Annotated in this window: 22 protein-coding genes; 20 read left to right on the top strand and 2 right to left on the bottom strand. The window is 38.3% G+C overall.

Annotated features, from left to right (window positions below):
* Window positions 1-32 precede the first annotated feature (32 nt).
* Complete coding sequence (gene rhlB / locus ABLB98_RS07790) at window positions 33-1,184, top strand: ATP-dependent RNA helicase RhlB (protein ID WP_348882499.1); 1,152 nt, start codon at window positions 33-35, stop codon at window positions 1,182-1,184.
* Between the two features lie 199 nt (window positions 1,185-1,383).
* Window positions 1,384-2,421, top strand: coding sequence for a class II fructose-bisphosphate aldolase (gene fba, locus ABLB98_RS07785; RefSeq protein ID WP_005216487.1), 1,038 nt, complete (start codon window positions 1,384-1,386; stop codon window positions 2,419-2,421).
* Window positions 2,422-2,519: 98 nt separating this feature from the next.
* Here fba and ABLB98_RS07780 read toward each other — a convergent pair whose 3' ends face one another.
* Together ABLB98_RS07780 and ABLB98_RS07775 are read right to left on the bottom strand one after the other, a co-directional pair.
* Complete coding sequence (locus ABLB98_RS07780; protein WP_348882500.1) at window positions 2,520-3,830, bottom strand: peptidylprolyl isomerase; 1,311 nt, start codon at window positions 3,828-3,830, stop codon at window positions 2,520-2,522.
* Window positions 3,830-6,295: an LPS assembly protein LptD gene (locus ABLB98_RS07775; RefSeq protein ID WP_348882501.1), complete on the bottom strand. Its 2,466-nt coding sequence runs from the start codon at window positions 6,293-6,295 to the stop codon at window positions 3,830-3,832. Before ABLB98_RS07775 ends, ABLB98_RS07780 begins: the two co-directional genes overlap by 1 nt.
* Window positions 6,296-6,413: 118 nt before the next feature.
* Between ABLB98_RS07775 and ABLB98_RS07770 the strand changes: the two genes are divergently transcribed.
* The 18 genes from ABLB98_RS07770 (at window position 6,414) to gspK (ending at window position 20,864) form a co-directional block, all read left to right on the top strand.
* On the top strand, window positions 6,414-7,427 hold the full coding sequence (locus tag ABLB98_RS07770) for a phosphotransferase (RefSeq protein WP_348882502.1): 1,014 nt from the start codon (window positions 6,414-6,416) through the stop codon (window positions 7,425-7,427).
* Window positions 7,427-8,116 (top strand): N-acetylmuramate alpha-1-phosphate uridylyltransferase MurU, encoded by a 690-nt coding sequence (murU, locus tag ABLB98_RS07765; protein WP_348882503.1) that lies wholly within the window; start codon window positions 7,427-7,429, stop codon window positions 8,114-8,116. The genes ABLB98_RS07770 and murU overlap by 1 nt, the downstream gene beginning before the upstream one ends.
* Before the next feature lie 176 nt (window positions 8,117-8,292).
* Window positions 8,293-8,928, top strand: coding sequence for a 16S rRNA (guanine(527)-N(7))-methyltransferase RsmG (gene rsmG, locus ABLB98_RS07760; RefSeq protein ID WP_348882504.1), 636 nt, complete (start codon window positions 8,293-8,295; stop codon window positions 8,926-8,928).
* An 18-nt stretch (window positions 8,929-8,946) separates the two neighbouring features.
* Window positions 8,947-9,729: a ParA family protein gene (locus ABLB98_RS07755; protein WP_005159877.1), complete on the top strand. Its 783-nt coding sequence runs from the start codon at window positions 8,947-8,949 to the stop codon at window positions 9,727-9,729.
* The gene (locus ABLB98_RS07750) at window positions 9,726-10,613 is read left to right on the top strand and encodes a ParB/RepB/Spo0J family partition protein (protein WP_050039991.1); all 888 of its coding nucleotides are present in this window, start codon (window positions 9,726-9,728) and stop codon (window positions 10,611-10,613) included. The genes ABLB98_RS07755 and ABLB98_RS07750 overlap by 4 nt, the downstream gene beginning before the upstream one ends.
* Window positions 10,614-10,660: 47 nt before the next feature.
* Window positions 10,661-11,290 (top strand): MotA/TolQ/ExbB proton channel family protein, encoded by a 630-nt coding sequence (locus ABLB98_RS07745; protein WP_005159881.1) that lies wholly within the window; start codon window positions 10,661-10,663, stop codon window positions 11,288-11,290.
* A gap of 14 nt (window positions 11,291-11,304) precedes the next feature.
* Window positions 11,305-11,733, top strand: coding sequence for a biopolymer transporter ExbD (locus tag ABLB98_RS07740; protein ID WP_005159883.1), 429 nt, complete (start codon window positions 11,305-11,307; stop codon window positions 11,731-11,733).
* Window positions 11,730-13,457 carry a lipid A export permease/ATP-binding protein MsbA gene (gene msbA, locus ABLB98_RS07735; RefSeq protein ID WP_348882505.1) on the top strand — a complete coding sequence of 576 codons (1,728 nt, stop codon included), beginning with the start codon at window positions 11,730-11,732 and terminating at the stop codon, window positions 13,455-13,457. Before ABLB98_RS07740 ends, msbA begins: the two co-directional genes overlap by 4 nt.
* A gap of 2 nt (window positions 13,458-13,459) precedes the next feature.
* The gene (lpxK, locus tag ABLB98_RS07730; RefSeq protein WP_348882506.1) at window positions 13,460-14,467 is read left to right on the top strand and encodes a tetraacyldisaccharide 4'-kinase; all 1,008 of its coding nucleotides are present in this window, start codon (window positions 13,460-13,462) and stop codon (window positions 14,465-14,467) included.
* Between the two features lie 9 nt (window positions 14,468-14,476).
* Window positions 14,477-15,238: a 3-deoxy-manno-octulosonate cytidylyltransferase gene (kdsB, locus tag ABLB98_RS07725; protein WP_348882507.1), complete on the top strand. Its 762-nt coding sequence runs from the start codon at window positions 14,477-14,479 to the stop codon at window positions 15,236-15,238.
* A gap of 2 nt (window positions 15,239-15,240) precedes the next feature.
* A complete protein-coding gene (locus tag ABLB98_RS07720) occupies window positions 15,241-16,224 on the top strand; it encodes a DNA polymerase III subunit delta' (RefSeq protein WP_348882508.1) in 984 nt (327 codons plus the stop codon).
* A 338-nt stretch (window positions 16,225-16,562) separates the two neighbouring features.
* A complete protein-coding gene (locus ABLB98_RS07715) occupies window positions 16,563-16,907 on the top strand; it encodes a PilZ domain-containing protein (protein WP_004662384.1) in 345 nt (114 codons plus the stop codon).
* Window positions 16,908-16,923: 16 nt separating this feature from the next.
* Entirely contained in the window at window positions 16,924-17,697 is a 774-nt protein-coding gene (locus tag ABLB98_RS07710) for a TatD family hydrolase (protein ID WP_348882509.1), read from the top strand.
* Window positions 17,698-17,737: 40 nt separating this feature from the next.
* A complete protein-coding gene (locus ABLB98_RS07705) occupies window positions 17,738-18,349 on the top strand; it encodes a TetR/AcrR family transcriptional regulator (RefSeq protein ID WP_034601445.1) in 612 nt (203 codons plus the stop codon).
* An 8-nt stretch (window positions 18,350-18,357) separates the two neighbouring features.
* On the top strand, window positions 18,358-18,909 hold the full coding sequence (locus ABLB98_RS07700) for a prepilin-type N-terminal cleavage/methylation domain-containing protein (RefSeq protein ID WP_005159908.1): 552 nt from the start codon (window positions 18,358-18,360) through the stop codon (window positions 18,907-18,909).
* Window positions 18,896-19,282 (top strand): type II secretion system minor pseudopilin GspI, encoded by a 387-nt coding sequence (gene gspI, locus ABLB98_RS07695; protein WP_087545361.1) that lies wholly within the window; start codon window positions 18,896-18,898, stop codon window positions 19,280-19,282. The genes ABLB98_RS07700 and gspI overlap by 14 nt, the downstream gene beginning before the upstream one ends.
* Complete coding sequence (gene gspJ, locus ABLB98_RS07690; RefSeq protein WP_348882561.1) at window positions 19,282-19,911, top strand: type II secretion system minor pseudopilin GspJ; 630 nt, start codon at window positions 19,282-19,284, stop codon at window positions 19,909-19,911. The genes gspI and gspJ overlap by 1 nt, the downstream gene beginning before the upstream one ends.
* Window positions 19,908-20,864: a type II secretion system minor pseudopilin GspK gene (gspK, locus tag ABLB98_RS07685; protein ID WP_348882510.1), complete on the top strand. Its 957-nt coding sequence runs from the start codon at window positions 19,908-19,910 to the stop codon at window positions 20,862-20,864. Before gspJ ends, gspK begins: the two co-directional genes overlap by 4 nt.
* Window positions 20,865-20,932: the final 68 nt, after the last annotated feature.

Raw genomic sequence — 20,932 nt, 5'->3', positions numbered from 1 at the left:
TTCTTTTGATCATTGATGGTTCGAGAGCATATATGACATCTGGTTTTGAAACCTTAAATTTACATCCGCAGTTGAAGAAAGCAATTGATGCTTTGGGTTTTACACAAATGACCCCAATTCAACAAAAGGTTTTGAAATATACATTAGCAGGGCATGATGCCATTGGTCGAGCGCAAACTGGCACAGGTAAAACAGCAGCCTTTTTGATTAGTGTGATCAATGATCTATTAAATAATCCGCTACAAGAACAACGTTTTCGTGGCGAACCACGTGCGCTGATTCTGGCTCCTACACGTGAGTTAGCACTACAGATTGAGAGTGATGCACAAGCTTTAACAAAATTTTCAAACTTACATCTTGTCACTCTACTTGGTGGTGTTGATTTTGACAAGCAAAAGAAAATGCTGGACAAGAATTTTGTCGATATTATTGTTGCGACTCCTGGGCGACTGATTGATTTTGTGGAGCAAAAAGAAGTCTGGCTTGATAAAATTGAATTTTTAGTGATTGATGAGGCGGATCGTTTGCTGGATATGGGTTTTATACCTTCAGTAAAACGTATTGTGCGTTATTCCCCATTTAAGGAACAGCGTCAAACATTGATGTTCTCGGCAACGTTTAGCTACGATGTCCTCAATCTTGCACGCCAATGGTTGTTTGAACCTGTTACGGTTGAGATTGAGCCTGAGCAGAAAACCAATGTGGATGTTGAGCAGCGTGTGTATGTGGTGGAGAAAAAAGACAAGTACAAGCTTCTGCAAGATATTCTGCGTGATGAACCGATTGATAAAGTCATGATCTTTGCGAACCGCCGAGATCAGGTTCGCCGTTTGTATGATCATCTTAAGCGTGATGGTTATAAGGTTGGCATGTTATCTGGTGAAATCGCTCAAGATAAACGATTGAAGATGCTCGACCAGTTCAAACAAGGTAAGCATAATATTATGATCGCAACAGACGTTGCTGGTCGTGGTATTCACGTTGACGGCGTATCGCATGTGGTGAATTTTACTTTGCCAGAGCAGTCTGATGATTATGTACATCGAATTGGTCGTACAGGTCGTGCTGGTGCTCAAGGTGTTAGTATTAGTTTCTTATCGGAAGATGATGCTTTCTATTTGCCAGAAATTGAAAAAGCGATTGGTAAAAAGTTACCTTTAACGCGTTTAGATGGATATTGTTAAGCCTAAACAAGATTTTTTGATATTCACATAACATTTAAAAAGACTAAATTTTTTCTTAATTTAGTCTTTTTTTATTTTGAAAGGCTTTCATTTGCTAAATTACACAAAAGATTCATGATTTTTGCGGAAATCCATTGATTAGTTGCTGAATTGAAGTAAATCAACATGTAGAATATGGCGCATTACCTGGGAGGATATTATGGCACTCATCTCAATGCGCCAGCTCTTGGATCACGCTGCAGAACATAACTACGGCGTACCAGCGTTTAACGTAAACAATTTAGAACAAATGCGTGCAATTATGCTCGCTGCTGATGCAACGAATTCACCTGTTATTGTGCAAGCTTCGGCAGGTGCACGTAAATATGCAGGTGCACCTTTCTTACGTCATTTGATTTTGGCAGCTATTGAAGAATGGCCACATATTCCTGTGGTAATGCACCAAGATCACGGGACGAGTCCTGATGTCTGTCAACGTTCTATTCAATTGGGCTTTAGCTCTGTGATGATGGATGGTTCATTGGGTGCTGATGGTAAGACTCCAACATCATATGACTATAATGTTGATGTTACTCGTCGTGTTGTCGCAATGGCACATGCGTGTGGTGTTTCAGTTGAAGGTGAGATTGGTTGCTTAGGTAGCCTTGAAACTGGTATGGCTGGTGAAGAAGATGGTGTTGGTGCTGAAGGTGTGCTGGATCATTCTCAATTACTCACTTCTGTTGAAGAAGCAGCTCAATTTGTCGCTGATACGAATGTAGATGCTTTGGCAATTGCTGTTGGTACTTCACATGGTGCGTACAAGTTTACTCGTCCACCTACAGGCGATATCTTGGCAATTGATCGCATTAAAGAAATTCATGCTGCGTTACCAAATACGCATCTTGTAATGCATGGTTCAAGCTCTGTACCACAAGAGTGGTTGGCTGTGATTAACCAGTATGGTGGTGATATCAAGGAAACCTACGGTGTGCCTGTGGAACAGCTTGTTGAAGCAATCAAGCATGGTGTTCGTAAGATTAATATTGACACCGATTTGCGTTTAGCATCTACAGGTGCGATGCGTCGTATGATGGCTGAAAAACCAAGCGAATTTGATCCGCGTAAATTCTTTGGTGAAACAGTTGAAGCGATGAAGCAAATCTGTGTAGATCGTTATAATTCATTTGGTACATCAGGTAATGCAGATAAGATCCGCCCAATTTCTTTAGAGAAAATGGTTGATCGTTACAAATAATTAATTTGTAATATAAAAATAGCGGCAATTGCCGCTATTTTTATTTTGAATGTAGTTAAAATAAAACTGCCTACGATAGCCGGCAGTTTTAACTTGGATTATTTCGGTGCTTTCGTGTCTAGATTTGCATCCTTAATTTCAACATAAGCATTAGCTCGAAGTTCACGCATCCAACCGTCTACTTCGGTATCAAACAAACGCTCACCTAAAATTTGACGAGCCATACGTTCTTGCACTTCTTTAGTCATATCTTGTTGGCGAGTATCAGTCACTTGTAAAATGTGCCAACCAAACTGACTTTGGAAAGGCTTACTAATTTGCCCAACTGGTGTTTCTTTCATGACTTGTTCAAACTCAGGCACCATAACACCAGGACTTACCCATCCTAAACTGCCACCATCACGTGCTGAACCTGTATCATTTGAATAGGTTGCAGCGAGGGTTGCAAAATCTTCGCCCGCCGTCGCACGATTATAAAGACTATCAATCATTTGTTTTGCACGATCTAAGCTGACAACTTCAGATGGTTGAATCAAAATATGTCGAGTTTTATATTGTGATACAAGTGCTTTTTGATCATTTTGTTTGCGTTCTAAAAGTTTTAAAACATGAACGCCATCGCGGACATTGATCAGTTCTGTGGTCTGACCAGTTTGTAATGGTGTTATACGTGCTGCAAGTTCAGTAGGAATGTCTGATAGTGCTCTGAATCCCATATCAGCACCATCAACCTTGATTGCACTGGTCGCAAGCTTGGTACTAATCGCTTTAGGATCATCACTAGTTGCAAGTGCTTGTTTGACTTCTTGTGCAACTTTTTTAACTTCTTCGCTATTTTCACCAGAAATACGCATGTGAATCACATGGACTTGTGTGCCAAGCGCAGCTTGGCCTTCTGGTGAATTTAAAAAGTTTTCAACATCATGGTCACTGATTTTAATACGAGACATGACTTGTTGTTGGCGTAAGCGACCAATTGCTAAATCTTCTGCAATCCTATTGCGTAAATTTTCATAAGTATCTGGTGCAATCGCGTCCAATTTTTGTTGGAATGCTTCTAGTGTATTAGCACCTGATTGATTTGCAATTTTTAAGACTGCAGCATTTAAACTCTTTTCATCAGCTTTAATGCCAAAACGTTTGACCTGTTCTAATTGGGCTTGACGGATAATGAGCTGATCAAGCACTTGCATCTGTAAATACTGTTGGGGCGGCACAGTTTTATTTTGTGCTTTTAACTGATGTTCTGTTTCTGCAATCCCTTGTTCTAAATCACTTTTAAGAATGACACTACTATCAACTATTGCAACAACCTCATCCGTAGGTTGCGCAAAGCTTTGCATTGATGAAGAAATAAGTGTAGCGAGAACAGTCGCTTTAAAGATATGTTGGAAAGATTTTATCTTCATTAACGTTGTGTCCAAGATTGATTAATTTTGTTGAAACCTAAAACTCTATTTTCAAGAAGAGAGGCGAGCTTATTGTTGAGTGCACCTAGACCTTTAAGTGTAACCTCAGCCATAACAGCACGTTTTCTATGAACATCTGGCGAGTTTGGATCATCTAAATCATTGTAGTAAGATCTGCCATAAACTGAAATTGCCCAACAGCAAGATTCATAATTCACACCAAGTAAGTATTCTCGCATTAAACTATTATCTAAGTCATATTGAGCGTGACCCATAATACGCCAATTATCTTTTATTGGTTGTATAAACGATGCAACAGCTTGGTCGTATGAACTTTGACGATCTTGAATATTGCTACGATAGAAATAACCTACATTGTATAAGTTGCCTTTATCTCCAGCATAGTAGGCTTGGAAGTCACGTTGAGCATTGTCGCCATTTGACATCCAAGCAGAATTTGCAGCTATGGTAAAGTTTTGATTCAATTGACTTGAAACACTTACAATTGGACCAGTACGGCGCTGTGTGTCAAACTCATCTGGTTGCTGATTTAATGTGACACGTCGATCACTAAAATAATAGTTTTGCCCAATACTTGCTTTAATACGTTCTAAGCCCTCTGTATCTAATAGGCTATAAGTTACACCCAGAGACAAGAAGTTATTATCATCCAAGCGGTCGTGTCCATAGAATCGATAAGGGTTGAAAAGTTGATCGTAATTAATTGATGCGGTGGTGGAATCAAAGTTAGGATGATCATCTTGTTTTTTATAAGGAGAATAGGCATAAAACGCACGAGGTGAGATACTCTGCAAATATTTACCTTCTTTTTCAAAAGTAACGCCTGTTGCAAAACTAAATTGAGGTACCGCAACTGATTTTTCTAAATCATCAGATATAGAAAGATCGCGACCTTCTTTAGAGTCTTGATCATAAAAAGTATTAATGCTTCTTACAGATATTTCTGGAATTGCATAAAACCAAGATGGAGTTAGGTAGTTATAGCGAACGGCAAATTGATTATAAATACGTGTACCACTTGACTCTAACGCAGAGCCATCGGTAATCGATTTCTTAAAATAAGCAGTGTCGTTATTAAACTCATATTGTAAGCCTTGAGGGTTCCCACCTACATAATTTAATAAAAACTGTGGAAGACGTGCATAAGGCTTATCTGCATCTTTGATACTTTGATCTAGCGTTTGAAAGTCTTCAACCTTTAATTGAGCCTTAAGTCCAGGAATACCATTGCGATAATTAATTTCCCATGCGCGACGTAAGTTAAGATCTGTTCGCGTGTTTGGGTTGTTATTGAAGTCTGCGAAGTAATCTTTATCGGAAGCGTAGTTGTACTCTAAGTTAGTTGACCATTGGTTATTGATTTTCCAATCATGAAGAAAATGTAAATCACTTCGATCTGTATCTTCGTAATAGTTGTCGTTTGGTAAATATCCACCCCAAATACGTCCAGAACCAAAACTTTCAGTCATATAACGGAATTCGGCATCTAATTTTGCGCCGCGTTTGCTCATATAACTTGGTGTGAGTGTAAGATCATAATTTGGTGCAAGGTTAAGGTATACAGGTGCAGTCAGTTGGATGCCACCTTCGTTACTATAACCAAAAGTTGGACTTAATAAACCAGTGGTACGACGGTCATCAATTGGAAAATTGAAATATGGCACGGCTAAAACAGGCACGTCTTTTACATACAGTTTTGTTCCGCGAGTTACGCCACGACCAGTTGCTTGGTCAAGTTCAATTTGTTTAGCTTGGATTTTCCAAGCCGGTTTTTGTTCAGGAGGGCAAGCGGTATAACTTGCATCTTTCAATACAACTAAATTTTCATTCTGTCGTTTAATCTGACTTGCATGTCCGTGAGCATGTTGCTGTTCAGAAATATAAAAACTATTGTTCAAATCACCTGTTTGGGTTTTTAAATTATAATTTATTGCGTCACTTTGAGTAAGTAGGCCTGATTGAGCCAGTTGTACTCGACCTTGAGCGGAGGCGTGCGTCTGAGTTGAGTCAATCGTAACTTGATCGGCACGAATTGTGCGACCTTCTTGATCAATCACGACATTGCCTTGCAAAACAGAATCGCCAGTTGGGTTGTAATGCCCATAATCAGCGGTAATCACGGAAGTCGTTGTATTGGAATTGCTTGCCTTTGTTTCGGGATTAATTGGTGTGACCCATGTTCCCTGACAAAAAGAAGAGCTTAAATAACGATTGTCTCGTAATTGTGCTTCTGGTGCAGATTTGTCGACATAATATTGCTGAAAAAATTTTTCACCAGGATAACTGTCTTGATCTTGGTTTTTTTGGATAGTGGCTTTCAGCTGTTTATTGTCAAGCGTAGAGACAGCATCAGCTGGAGCTGCGAAACCTGATTGGATCGAGCCGCCACACAAAAGTGTCAAAATAGCTGTTGCTAAAGGATTAAATTTAAACTGATGTTTCATTGTCTCATTAACCAGTACGCTAATTCACAATTAATTATTGTCGCATCATAGAGAAAAAGTTGATAAGTGGCTACACTTAAGCTTTCAAAATCTCAGCTAGTTTTAGATTTTATTGCAAATGAATACACAACGTGAACAATTGATACAAACTTGGCTCCAAGCCACTCTCCAATCTGATCAATTCGAGATCAATTATTTGGCTGGAGATGCAAGCTTTCGCCGTTATGCGCGAATTAAGTTACAAAACAAAACATATATGCTGATGGATGCGCCACCTGAACAAGAAGATTGTGCACCATTTGTAAGTATTGATGAGTTTTTTGACAAAAATGGTGTGCGTGTTCCGCATATCGTTGCTAAAGACCTAAATTTTGGGTTGCTGTTATTGGAAGATTTTGGTGATGTTGTTCTTTCAACCTTACTAACAGATGAAACTGTTGACCAATACTATGCACAAAGCTTTGAACAGTTGATTGAATTACAAAAAATCGACGGTCTTGAACAACTGCCTGCATACTCTTATGAAAAATTAATGACAGAGATGCGTTTGCTGACTGAGTGGATGTTGCCTTCATTAGATATTCAGCCTACAGAGCAACAGTTAGAAACGATTGAACAAGCTTTTGACTTTTTAGCTGTTGAGGCGACGCATCAGCCACAAGTGATTGTGCATCGTGATTTTCATAGTCGTAACTTGATGAAAATAGAAAACGAGCAAGCATTAGGCGTGATCGACTTCCAAGATGCAGTCATTGGTGCAGATACCTATGATCTGATCTCGATTACACGTGATGCTTATGTACAATGGAATGCTGAGCGTGTCTACGAATGGTTTGAGGTGTTCTATAACTTATTACCAGCTGTAGCGAAAGAAAATCGTAGTTTCGAGCAATTCAAGCGAGATGCAGATTTGATGGCAATTCAACGCCATCTCAAAATTCTAGGTATCTTTGTTCGTCTGTTTGAGCGCGATGGTAAATCTGGGTACTTAAAAGATTTACCACGTGTAATGTGGTATTTGCTTGAAGAAAGCCAAGGTTATGATGAGCTGAATGAATTTATGCAGTTTATTCGTGACGTGGTCATGCCTAAATTTATTGCGAAATATGGCGATTACGAGGTTGCAGCATAATGAAAGCGATGATTCTTGCTGCAGGGCTAGGGAATCGCATGCGTCCTCTGACCTTACATACACCTAAACCTTTGCTTGAAGTAGGTGGGAAGCCACTGATTGTTTGGCATATTGAAAAGTTGCAAAAGATTGGTGTTACAGAGATTGTCATTAATACCGCTTGGTTGGGTGAAAAACTGGCAACTACTTTAGGAGATGGCTCAAAATTCGGTGTGACGATTTTGTGGTCTCATGAAGGAGAAGGGCTTGAAACTGCAGGTGGTATTATCAATGCTTTACCATTACTGGGTGATGAACCTTTTATTTTGGTGAATGGTGATGTTTGGACTACGATGGATTTTTCGTCATTGTTAAATGTCCATTTGGGAGATAAGCAAGCACACTTAATATTGGTTGAAAATCCACCGCAGCACCAGAAAGGTGATTTTATCTTGTCTAATAATTTGGCCCATACTTTTGAGCAGGGACAAATAGGTGAAGCCTTAACTTATAGTGGTGTTGCAGTATTAGCTCCGCAGATGTTTAATGGTTTGGAAAATGGTAAAAGACCTCTAGCGCCACTGTTAAAGCAAGCGATGCAACAACAACAAGTGTCAGCTGAAAAATTACAAGGGATTTGGGTTGATGTTGGCACACCTGAACGTTTGGAACAGCTAGATCAACAAATTAAGCAAAATAAGTTTTCGTAATAGGTTATTGTCTTATTTACCTTAAATTTGTCTAAGGAAAGACAAAAAACTGAATAGATTGTGCAGTTTATCAGGTTTGAAAATGTTTAACTGCATAATCGTTCAACAAGTCCTACTGTGCCTTGCATCAGAAATGGGTATACTGCACGGCAAGTTTATCGAGATGTCGCACTGTTATGCATCCTTTTTTTCAAGAATTAAAGCAAGGTAGTCAAGCGTTAGGTTTAAACCTAAGTGAGGAAGCGCTAACACTCTTATTGAAATATCAAGATGCTCTCGTGCTATGGAATAAAGCATATAACCTGACAGCCATTCGTGACCCGAAAGAAATGCTGGTTAAACATTTATTAGATAGCTTAAGTATTTTAAATGATTTGCCACAAGGACGTTTATTAGATGTTGGCACGGGTGGTGGAATGCCGGGCATGATCATTGCATTATGTCAACCAGAGCGCTCGTGTGTATTATTAGATTCAAATGGAAAAAAAATTCGTTTTCTTAAGCAATTTATTGCCGATTTAAAATTGGATAATGTTGTTGCAGTTCAAACACGTGTAGAAAATGAGGACACGATTGATGAACTTGGTCAGTTTGATGTCATTACTAGTCGTGCATTTGCTTCATTAACTGATTTTATAGATGCAGCGCAACCCTATATGCATGAGCAGAGTATTATTGCGGCAATGAAAGGTTTGGTTCCAACTGATGAAATGGAACAGATGAAAGAACAGTATTCATGCAAAGTGATTGAGTTGCGTGTGCCGCGATTAGATGAACAACGTCATTTACTTTTACTTCAACGAATTCAATAAAAAATATTAAGGGTAATCATGGCTCAAATTATTGCGATTGCAAACCAAAAAGGTGGCGTGGGAAAAACCACAACAGCCGTTAATCTTGCTGCTTCTTTGGCGATTTTGAAGAAACGTGTCTTATTGGTTGATATGGATTCTCAAGGTAATGCCACTATGGGGTCTGGCGTTCAAAAGAATGACTTACTTTACTCGATTACCGATGTGTTGTTGGGTGAAGTGCCAATTGAAACAGCAATTCAGAAAGCTGACGTTGGTTATAAAGTTTTAGGTGCAAATCGTGAACTTGCTGGCGTTGAGTTAGCAATTGCCGAGCAAGAAGGGCGAGAGTTTATTCTCAAAAATGCGTTACAAGAAGTAGATTCAGCATTTGATTATATTATTGTAGATTGTGCACCAAGCCTAAGTTTGATAACTGTGAATGCTTTGGCTGCGGTCAATGGTGTAATTATTCCGATGCAGTGTGAATATTATGCTTTGGAAGGTTTGGCAGATTTGACACAAACAATTGATCGTATACAAAAAGCCCTGAATCCAAACTTGGAAATTGTAGGGGTGTTACGTACGATGTATGATGCTCGTAATGCTTTAACCCGTGACGTGTCTGCTGAGTTAGAGCAATATTTTGGTAAAAAGTTATACGAAACGGTGATCCCTCGAAATATTCGTTTGGCTGAAGCGCCAGCACATGGCTTACCAGTGATTTATTTCGAAAAAAGCTCAAAAGGTGCAGTTGCATATTTGAATTTAGCTGCAGAAATGTTGAAGAAAAGTAAAGTGAAAAAAGGAAGTGCTGTATGAGCATCAAAAAACGCGGATTGGCTAAAGGTCGTGGTTTAGATGCACTATTGGGTTCAATTCAAAAAGAGAAATTGCAACTTGAAGCACAGGCTTTGGATCATGGTCAACTCAAGCAAATTGATGTTAATTTACTGAAACGTGGCGAATATCAGCCACGCCGTTTTATTCAAGAACAAGATTTACAGGAACTTGCTTCATCAATTGAGAAGCATGGCGTAATGCAACCGATTGTGATTCGTCCAGTAGATGATGAACAACACCCTTATGAGATTATTGCAGGTGAACGCCGTTGGCGTGCTGCCCAATTAGCAGGTTTGGCTGAAATTCCAGCAATTGTACGTGACTTAAATGACCAAGTCGCAATCGCATTGGCGTTAATTGAAAACATTCAGCGACAAGATCTCAATCCAATTGATCAAGCGGTAGCTTTGCAGCGTTTCCATGATGAATTTGGTTTAAGTCATCAAGAAATCGCGGATACAGTAGGTAAGGCTCGTACTACGGTGAGTAACTTATTGCGGTTATTAAGTTTGGCTGATCCAATTAAGGACTTAATGCAACAAGGTCAACTTGATATGGGACATGCTCGTGCCATTCTGACCCTAAAAGCAAAAGAGCAAATGGATGTTGCTAAAATCGTAATTGAAAAAGCATTATCAGTGCGTCAGACTGAACAGTTAGTACGTGAGTGGAGTGAACCAAAGCCTGAAAAGGAAAAGGTGCAGGTTTCTCCTGATATTGAACAATTGACTCAGAAACTATCGGAACGTTTTGGAGCAAATGTTAAAATTGACCATAACCAAAAAGGTAAAGGAAAAATGGTCATTCATTATCACTCATTGGATGAGTTGGATGGAATTTTAAATATTTGTTTACCTAACTAATATTTAAGGTGCGTCCTTTTATATTTTAAATATTATTGGGGAATAATATGTGGGAACTTGTGAAAGCCGGTGGTTGGTTAATGCTACCGCTTATTCTCTCATCAATTTTTACGGTTGCTATTACAATTGAGCGATATATTCGCTTAAGACGGTCACAAGTTTTACCTCAAGCATTACTGGTTCAAGGCTCAAATGTGGACAATGTTATTTCACATTTAGAGCAAGAAGACGTTGTAAAAAGTCCGTTAGGTCGTATTTTAAAAGCTGGTTATGATCATCAAGATCAAGGTGAGCAGTTTGCGCGTGCACAAATGGAAGCAACAGCTTCCCAAGAAATCAGCTATCTAGAAAAAAATATTAACTTTTTAGGTACATTGAGCGCGATTGCACCCTTGCTTGGTTTGTTAGGAACAGTACTTGGTATTATTGAATCGTTTTTAGTGATTGATATCGGTTCTGCTGGAAATGCAAGCATGATGATGCCTGGTATCTCTAAAGCATTGATTACTACGGCTGTAGGTATGCTGATAGCGATTCCAGCAATGATTGCTTATCGTTATTTTCAACGTGTAGTACATGAATATATTGCTGAGTTAGAACAACAATCAACATTATTTCATGCTGCACTTTTCTACAAAAAAGCACCTCATGTGCAAGAAAATCGCCGTGCAAGCTGAGCATAGGTGACATTATGAAATTTAAACGTTCTCAAGTTGAAGATATTCATATCAATTTGACGCCAATGATTGACTGTATGTTATTCATTTTGGTGTTTTTATTATTATCTACCACATTTAGTCAGCAAAGCCGTATAAATCTTACTTTACCAGATGCTCAAGGTGTTCCGCCTAAACAATTCGATCACAAAATTGAAATCATGGTAGACTCCACGGGACATTATTCTGTGAATGGTCAAGCATTATCGACCAAAGATAGTGCCGATCTCAGTACTGCGATTAAACAGGCTGCACAGGATCGTCGTGATTTTATGTTTATTATTGCAGCTGATGCAAAAGCAAAACATGAAGATGTGATTCGTGTAATGGATGTGGCAGGTCAACTCGGCTTTGTTAATGTCAATATTAGCACCAAAGTTCCAACTAGAGGTTTTACTGAGTGAATCAGGATTTTAAGGTTTATGTCCGTTTAATATCATATTTAAAATCTTATTGGGGCGTTGCCTTATTCGTCTTACTTGGTTTTGGAATCAACGCTGCGACAGAGGTTTCTGTCGCAAAGTTATTGAAATATATTATTGATGCAATCCAAAATGGTAGTCGCGAAAATTTAGATTGGTTCCCGGCCTTAATTGTCTTACTTATGTTTTTCCGTGGCCTTGGTTTGTTCTTAGGTGGATACTTTTCAGCAGTTATTTCACGTAGTTTGGTATTTAGTATTCGTCAAGAAGTTTATGCTAAATTACTGCGCTTACCTGCGCAATATTATCTTGATAACAGTGCAGGTCATATCAGTGCAAAATTGATGTATAACGTCGAACAACTCACAGCAGCATCATCTGAATCTCTACAAACATTAGTTAAAGATGGTTTAATTGTTATTGGTTTGTTGAGTTATTTACTCTATACCAACTGGCGTTTGACTCTATGTATCGTGGTTTTCATGCCTTTCATTGGGATATTGGTCAGAATCGCATCTAAGAAAATGCGTAAGTTGTCAATTCAAGTGCAAAACACGATGGGCGATGTGAACCATGTGGTACAAGAAACGATTAATGGAAACTCGGTGGTTAAGAGTTTTACGGGTGAGGTTTTTGAGCAGCAACGTTTTTACAAATCTTCTGAGGAAAATCTTCGTCGTGGCCTAAAAATGGTTGTGGTGCAGAATATTAATAGCCCGATCATACAATTACTATTGTCTATGGCAATGGCAATTATTTTATGGTTAGCGCTTCGCCCACAGGTTTTAGGTGACACCTCAGCAGGAGAGTTTGTTTCCTACATTACTGCGGCAGGTCTGATCTCTAAACCAGTGAAGAATTTAACTGATATTAATGAGAAACTTCAACGTGGTTTGGCAGCAGCGCATTCGGTATTTGAACTGCTTGACATGCCAGAAGAAGAAAATAATGGTCAGCTTAAGCCGGTTTTGAAAGGCAATATTAAATTTGATCATGCTAATCTGCGTTATACAGATGGTACGCATGCAATTAAGGATTTTTGTCTAGATATTGAAGCAGGTCAGACCATTGCTTTGGTTGGTCGATCTGGTGCAGGGAAAACCTCATTAGTAAATATGCTGCCGCGTTTTCAAGAATTAAGTGAAGGGCAAATTTATTTTGATGATATTCCTGTACAAGAGATAGAGCTTTCTTATCTTCGCTCACAAATTGCGACAGTCAATCAACAGGTTGTGCTATTCAATCGTTCAGTGCGTGACAATATTGCTTATGGTCAGCTTCAGGATTCAAGTGATGAGCAGGTAGTTGCAGCTGCAAAAGCTGCTTTTGCGCATGACTTTATTATGAATTTGCCACAGGGTTACGACACAATACTTGGTGCGCAAGGTTTAAATCTTTCAGGCGGTCAGCGTCAACGTATCGCGATTGCCAGAGCAATCTTAAAAGATTCTCCAATCTTAATCTTAGATGAAGCAACTAGTGCGCTTGATAATGAGTCTGAATACTTCATCCAACAAGCTTTTGATGAAGCGATGCAAGGTCGTACGACGATAGTAATTGCGCACCGTTTATCTACAGTTGAAAATGCAGATCTTATTGTGGTAATGGACAAAGGACAAATTATCGAGCAGGGCACACATACTGAGTTGCTAAATAAACATGGCGTGTATTATCAATTGCATCAACGTAATTTTGAGGAAAATTAATAATGTCTATTGCGCAACACGTACAAGATGCTTGGAATAAAAAAGCGTCGTGGTTGATCGTGTTGCGTCCTTTATCATTATTGTATCGCTTAATTTTTGAATTAAATAAAACCTTATATACGGTTGGTCTTAAGAAAAAATACACTGCCCCAATTCCTGTGATGATTATTGGTAATATCACGGTTGGAGGAAGTGGGAAAACACCTTTATTAATTCAGCTCGTTAAACATTTACAGCAACAAGGTGTTCGCGTTGGTGTAATTAGTCGAGGATATGGTGGCAAAGGACCTTTTCCAGTTTTGGTGAATGCTTTGTCTGAACCAGATCTTGCTGGTGATGAGCCGTGCCTAATCGTTCAATCTACTCATGTACCCATGGCGGTTGGGCCAAATCGTCAAGCATCAATTGAATTATTATTGGAATCTGAAAAACTCGATTTAATTATTAGCGATGATGGTTTGCAGCATTGGGCATTAGCACGTCAAATTGAATGGATTGTTCTAGATCAAAATCGTGGTTTGGGGAATGAGAAGTTGCTGCCTGAAGGGTATCTACGTGAGCCTAAATCACGCTTAAATAGAAGTACGGTTATTGAACATACTAAAATTGCTCAATCACAAAAGAATATGCATTTAGCAATTGGTCAGCCATATCTGTTAAATTTAAATACAGATTCAAATGTATTTGATCCAAATCAGTATTTTAATGTGGTTGTTGGTATTGGCTTCCCACAACGATTTTATCAAACTTTAAATCAATTGAATGTGAAGCAATATCAAACACATGAGTTTGCTGATCATTATGATTATCAGATCGATGATCTCACCTTCAATAATCAAGATGCAATTATTACCACAGAAAAAGATGCGGTAAAGCTTAAGGTTTTATTGAAACAATACCCAGAATTTAATATTCCGATTTGGGTTGTGCCTGTTGAAGCGGTTTTATCTGCAGACTGTTATGATTTATTGAAACAACAATTGCAACAAGTCGGTATCCAATTTTCTTAGAGTTCTAACATGAAACATATTGTCATTCCTGCTCGTTTTGCGAGTTCACGTTTACCTGCAAAACCACTTTTACTTATTCATGGTCGCCCAATGATTTTACGTGTCGTAGATCAAGCGAAGAAAGTTGCAGGTTTTGATGATTTATGTGTTGCGACTGATGATGAGCGTATTGCAGATGTGTGTCGTTCGGAAGGAATTGATGTGGTTTTAACCAGTGCTGATCATCCGTCAGGCACAGATCGTTTGAGTGAAGTTGCTCGTCTAAAAGGCTGGGCAGAAAACGATATTATTGTCAATGTACAGGGTGATGAACCATTACTTCCTGCTCAATTGGTTCAACAAGTTACTCAGCTTTTAGTTGATCAACCGCATTGCTCAATGTCTACTTTATGCGAGCCTATTCACGCATTTGATGAATTCCAGCGTGATAGTATCGTCAAAGTCGTGATGAGTAATCGTAAAGAAGCATTATATTTTAGTCGAGCAACTATTCCTTATGATCGTGATGGCGCAAAATTACAGCAGCCAAAGCTGCATGATCGTGCTTTTCGTCATCTGGGTTTATATGCATATCGTGTGAAATTGTTGCAAGAATATGTGTCATGGGAACAAGGCGATCTTGAAAAATTAGAAAGTCTTGAACAATTACGCGTATTAGAAAATGGTCATCGTATTGCGATCGATATTGCTGAAGCCAATCTGCCACCGGGTGTAGATACACAAGCTGATCTAGAGCGTTTAAATGCGCTACCAGTAAGTTTATTTGAATAATTATGATGAGTATGCAGTCAACAACCGTTTATCCTTGGCACAAGCAGACATGGGCGTTGTTGACAACGCGTTTTCCCGATATAGGTCATGGTTTACTTTTTTATGGTAAACATGGCTGCGCGAAACATCAATTTACTGAGCGTTTTGTGGCATGGGTATTATGTTTAAACAAACAAGCCGAACAAGCTTGTGGTGAATGTACAAGTTGTCTTTGGTTGAAGTCTAATACACATCCTCGCTATGTCCATATCACCACAGATGAAGAAAATAAAAAGCAAAATGCCAAGATAAAAATCGAAAAGATTCGTGATTTATTACCATTTGTTCAACAGACTGGTGATGGGTGGCGAGTCGTTGTGATTGAGCCAGCGGAGGCTTTGAATATAGCATCCGCAAATGCATTGCTAAAGACTTTAGAGGAACCTGGAGAAAGGGTTATTCTGATTCTATTGGCGGATCATTACTTGAAATTACCAGCAACGATTCGAAGCCGTTTGCAGCATTTCGCTTTAGACCGTCTAGACACCCAAGATGCACAAAAATTTATTCAGCAGCAAATACTGAATATCTCAGCTGAACACATTGATTTGTTGCTTAATCTCGCAAATGGCATGCCATTGACTGCCGTTGAAATTAATCAGAGCGATTGGTTGCATAAAAGAGATTTATTCTTGAAAGATTGGTTTAAGTTGGTCTCAGAAAAAAATATGCCTTTAAGTTATTCAAGCAAGTGGTCAAAAGAGTTGAGTTTCTCTGAATTTATGACAATGTTTGAATATTTATTGGCCGATTTAGTCGCTATAAAATTAAATCAATGTTTGAGAAATAAAGACTTAGATTTAACACAGCTTGCACAGCTTTATGACTTGGAAAGCTTATTTCAAATTTATTCTGACCTGCAACAGAAAAAATTGATGGTTGAGCAAAATGTACAAACACAGTTGATACTAGATCAGTTGTTTATTCAATTGATGCATGTGGTTTAGATAGGGTATTAAAATCTTTTATGTTGATTGAATGCTTGATTTTGTAATAGCCAAAAAGCATTTGCTTTCCTTATGGTGATCACCTCTGAAAACGTGATTCATCGAAGGCTATATTTGTTTAAATAAAAACCATTTTTGTTTGTTTTCGAACAGTTTTCCTCAAACATTATTTGTTGTTTGTCGGATTGTTTCCTATAATTAAAATAGCAGTAATTCTAGGTTTTTAAATTGACGGTAGAAAATATTGAATTTGAGAGGCATGTAAATATGCTTAAAAATTTACTAATGCTATGAAAATATAGATATTTCAAACTATTTGTATTTGACAGGGGAATGTTATGCAACCACAAATGATGGGCGGAATTATACAGGTCAATATTCCTGATAAAGCAACTTTGCAATCAAGTTATATGCCTTTTGTACAAGGTGGAGGTTTATTTGTTTCCACGAAACAAGCCGTAAAAATGGGACAGGAAGTTTTTGTTTTAGCGACTTTACCAGAGCAGTCACAAAAAATCCCATTAACGGGTAAGGTGATTTGGATTTCGCATAAACAAACACATTTTAAACCACAAGGTTTTGCAATTCAGCTTGCTGGTGAAAAAGGTGTGTATTACAAAAATGAAGCTGAGAAATTATTGGCTGGTTCAAAAGCGATGGATCGCCCAAGTTTTACAATGTAAGTGATAGGAAATAAGCGTGTTTGTTGATACCCATTGTCATTTAACGATGTTAGATCTGAGTCCTTACGATGGGAGTTTAGATCAAGCGCTTGCCCAAGCTCGCCTTGCAGGTGTTTCAAAATTTATGGGCATCTCAGTTGATTTGGATGATTATATTAAATTGGCTGAAATCGCCTCTCGACATGATGACGTGGGTTATTCTGTAGGTGTTCATCCATGCGAGGATGATCATATTATGGCGCAAGCAACAACAGACTACCTCGTAGAGCTAGCACAGTCTGATAAGGTATGGGCATTAGGGGAAACAGGTTTAGATTATTATCACAGTACAGATTTTATTGCAGAACAGAAACGATGTTTTGCCCGTCATATTCATGCATCAAAAATTGTAAAAAAACCTGTGGTTGTGCATACACGATCAGCCAAACACGATACCGTCGATATTATAAGAGCAGAGCAGTCCACACATGGTATTTTGCATTGTTTCACCGAAGATTGGGAAACAGCGAAGGCTGTTTTAGATTGTGGTTACTATATTTCTTTTTCTGGTATTGTTTCATTCAAAAATGCACAAGAATTACGTGATGTAGCTAAACAAGTGCCGCTTGATCGGTTGTTAATTGAAACGGATAGCCCATATTTAGCACCTATGCCTTATCGGGGTAAAACCAATGAGCCTAAATATGTGCCTTATGTTGCAAAGGCGTTAGCGGATGTATATAACAAGTCAGTTGAAGAAATAGGTATGATTACCACACAGAATTTTGAGAATCTTCTTCGTTTGAAGTAAACGGTTTAGTTGTATTAGCAAAGAGAGTTATCACGTGAAAATGGATCGCCAAGCTCAGTTTAGAGCACGAGAAGCCTTAATTTTTCAGATCGCTGAGCAACTCCTATTAGAAAATGGTGAAGCAGGCATGACTTTGGACGCTTTAGCGGCGGAATTAGATCTTGCTAAAGGCACATTATATAAGCACTTTCAGAGCAAAGATGAATTGTATATGTTGCTGATTATTCGTAATGAACGAATGCTGCTTGAAATGATTCAGGATACAGAGAAAGCTTTCCCTGAGCATCTAGCTTTTTTCATGCTACATCATTTACATCATCCTGAACGTACTGCTTTATTTCATCAAATTGAAGAACGCCTCTCTACGACGGGTCAAGGTATTCAGTTATTATTTAGTGAATTGTATAAAGTTCGTCGTCAACGTTTACGTATTATCATTCGTATGACAGAAAGTTATTTATTAGATATAAATAGCACGATGACAACGCGTGATTATTTGGCTTCGATTTGGTCTCTGACTTATGGTGCAGCAGTTATTCTGAATTCGAGCTTTTATCAGCGTTATTTAGGTTCACGTGATAGTTTACGTGTGGCTTATATTGATCAAGCTTTAGGTTTGCCAAAACAAATTGAATATTTAGCGAATGGCTGATAAATAAAATGAAATCACCTCATAGATTACAACAAGGTTTTACCCTCATTGAGATCATGGTGGTGATTGTAATCATGACGATTATGACATCTTTGGTTGTTCTGAATATTGGTGGTGTAGATCAACGTCGAGCGATGCAAGCCAGAGAAATGTTTATACTTGATTTAAAAAAGATTAATAAAGAATCAACGGATCAAGCTAAAGTTTTTGCCTTAAATACTCAAAATGCGACTGACGTTGCACCATTTCGCTATAATTTGTTTGAATATCATGATCAGAGCCATGAGCAAATTCAGCAAGCTGATCGGACTTGGCAGCCGTATAAAGAGTTTAAACTTCGAGAGCTACCGACTAGCGTATCTTTTAGTATTCAAACTTTAAATGCTGAAGAATATCGAAAAGCGAGAAATGAGGACTTATTAGGTGGTAAAGCACCGCAACTCATATGGTTTGGCAATGGTGAAGTTAAGCCTGTCCGTATTCAATTTTATTATGAGCAACAGCCAATTGGACATGAGTTTGAAATAGATCATTTGGGTAAAATAAATGAAGAAGATTAAAGCATTTACCCTGTTGGAAGTAATGGTTGCTTTAGCGATATTTGCTGTCGCTGCAATTGCATTAACAAAAATTGCCATGCAATATACACAATCTACATCGAGTGCGATTTTGCGAACAAAAGCACAGTTCGTTGCAATGAATGAGATTGCAATGATGGAAATGAATCAAGAATGGTTAGATGGAACGCAATCGAAACAGGTGACTTCTCAAGGTGAGACTTGGCAGATTGATAAAAAAGCACAGGCTACAATTAGCCCCAAAATACAACGTATCGAATTACAAGTAAGTTTATTTAATACTGAGCAAGGTAAAGTTGAAGCGGGCATCACCAATATGGTGTTTTTTAATTATCCAGCAAAAGCTAAAACATGATGAAAATTAAAAAGGGTTTTACCCTTGTTGAATTGCTGGTTGCAATTGCTATTTTTGCCGTACTTTCAATGCTTGGTTGGAAAGTTTTTGATTATCTATTAAAAGTCAAAGATCGTAATGCAGAGCATGAAACACATTTATTTGCGTTACAAGATGCCTATCAGCAGATTCTAAGAGATAGTCTGCAAATTATTCCATTAACGGCAAATGATGGTCGACAATTACAAGCCGCTTTGGTGCTAAATGATCGTGGTTTTATGTTTAGTAAAGCAGGAGTGTCCGATCCGTTGAAACAAGGTTTGTCACCTTATGAACGTATAGAATATCGCTACGATTCAACGCAAAAAAAAGTTTATCGACTCAAATATTCAAATCTAAATATTCCAAATCGAGTACAACCCATCTCAAGTACCTTATTAGAAAATGTAGATCAATTTAAAGTAATCGTGATGAATCCACAGGAACTGACACAATGGCCTGAAAATATTGGTGATCCTAATAATATTAATGAGTTAAAAAAATTACCATTAGGCATAAAAATACAGCTTAGTGTTGCAGGTACGGATTACGAGTGGATTTATAGTCTACTGAATGCAAATCAATTGTTAGGAAATAACTCACCACTATGAAAAACTATTCATCTCAGCGTGGCGTAGCTTTATTAACGATTTTAGTCATGGTTGCTTTAGCAACGATTTTGGCTGCAACAATTGCAAAAAGACAAACCAATACCGCTGAAAATACGGGCTATTTGATGCGTCAGGATCAATCGTTATTGTATGCAAAAAGTGCAGAAGCTTTTTTTTCAGAGTTACTCATTCAAGATAGCGATAATGGTAGTAGCATTGACCATTTACAGGAAAACTGGGCAAAACCGATGCCATCATTTCCCGTAGAAGATGGATCAGTCTCAGGAAAACTACTAGATGAGTCAGGAAAGTTTAATCTAAATAATTTGGTTAAGGCTGATGGCAATCAAGTTGATGATTCTGCTCGACGTTGGTTTGAAAAGTTATTGCAACGTGTAGGTCTGCCTGCTGAACTAAGTCAAGCTGTGATTGATTGGCAAGACACAAATGATGAAGTGACTGGTGCAATGGGTGCGGAGAGTAGCTATTACCAAGGACTAGATCCTGCATATTTAACGCCGAATACCAAGTTTCATAGTATAGAAGAATTAAAACTTGTACGAGGTTTTGAAGGCAAAAACTACGATTTGATCAAACCTTATGTCACGGCATTACCTGAACAGACTAAGCTGAATATGAATACAGCACCTGCATTACTATTAGCCAGTATTGATCCTAAAGTAGACGTCAAAGCTATCGAACAACAATTAAAAATCAAGGAAACTGAGTTAACGCATTTTAATAATGTAGATGATTTATGGAAATTAAGTGCTTTTTCTGGGATTGATGAGCAGAGTAAAACCGATGCTGCGTCTTTATTAGATAGTAAATCAAATTATTTTACGGCTCAAATTGAAGTGATGCTAAGTGAGCGTAAGCGCCAATTTAACAGCTTAATGATGAGAAAAGATAAACAAGTGATTGTGTATTCAAGAAGTCTTGCACCATTCTAGTCTTTGTATAGATTGGATTATTGAATAGTCACAAGGCTTAAAATCAATCCCACCGATGATTTTTTTGC

Origin of the sequence: Acinetobacter yuyunsongii, assembly GCF_041021915.1 — a bacterium.
Lineage (GTDB): Bacteria > Pseudomonadota > Gammaproteobacteria > Pseudomonadales > Moraxellaceae > Acinetobacter.
This window is presented reverse-complemented; position numbering and strand designations above follow the sequence as displayed.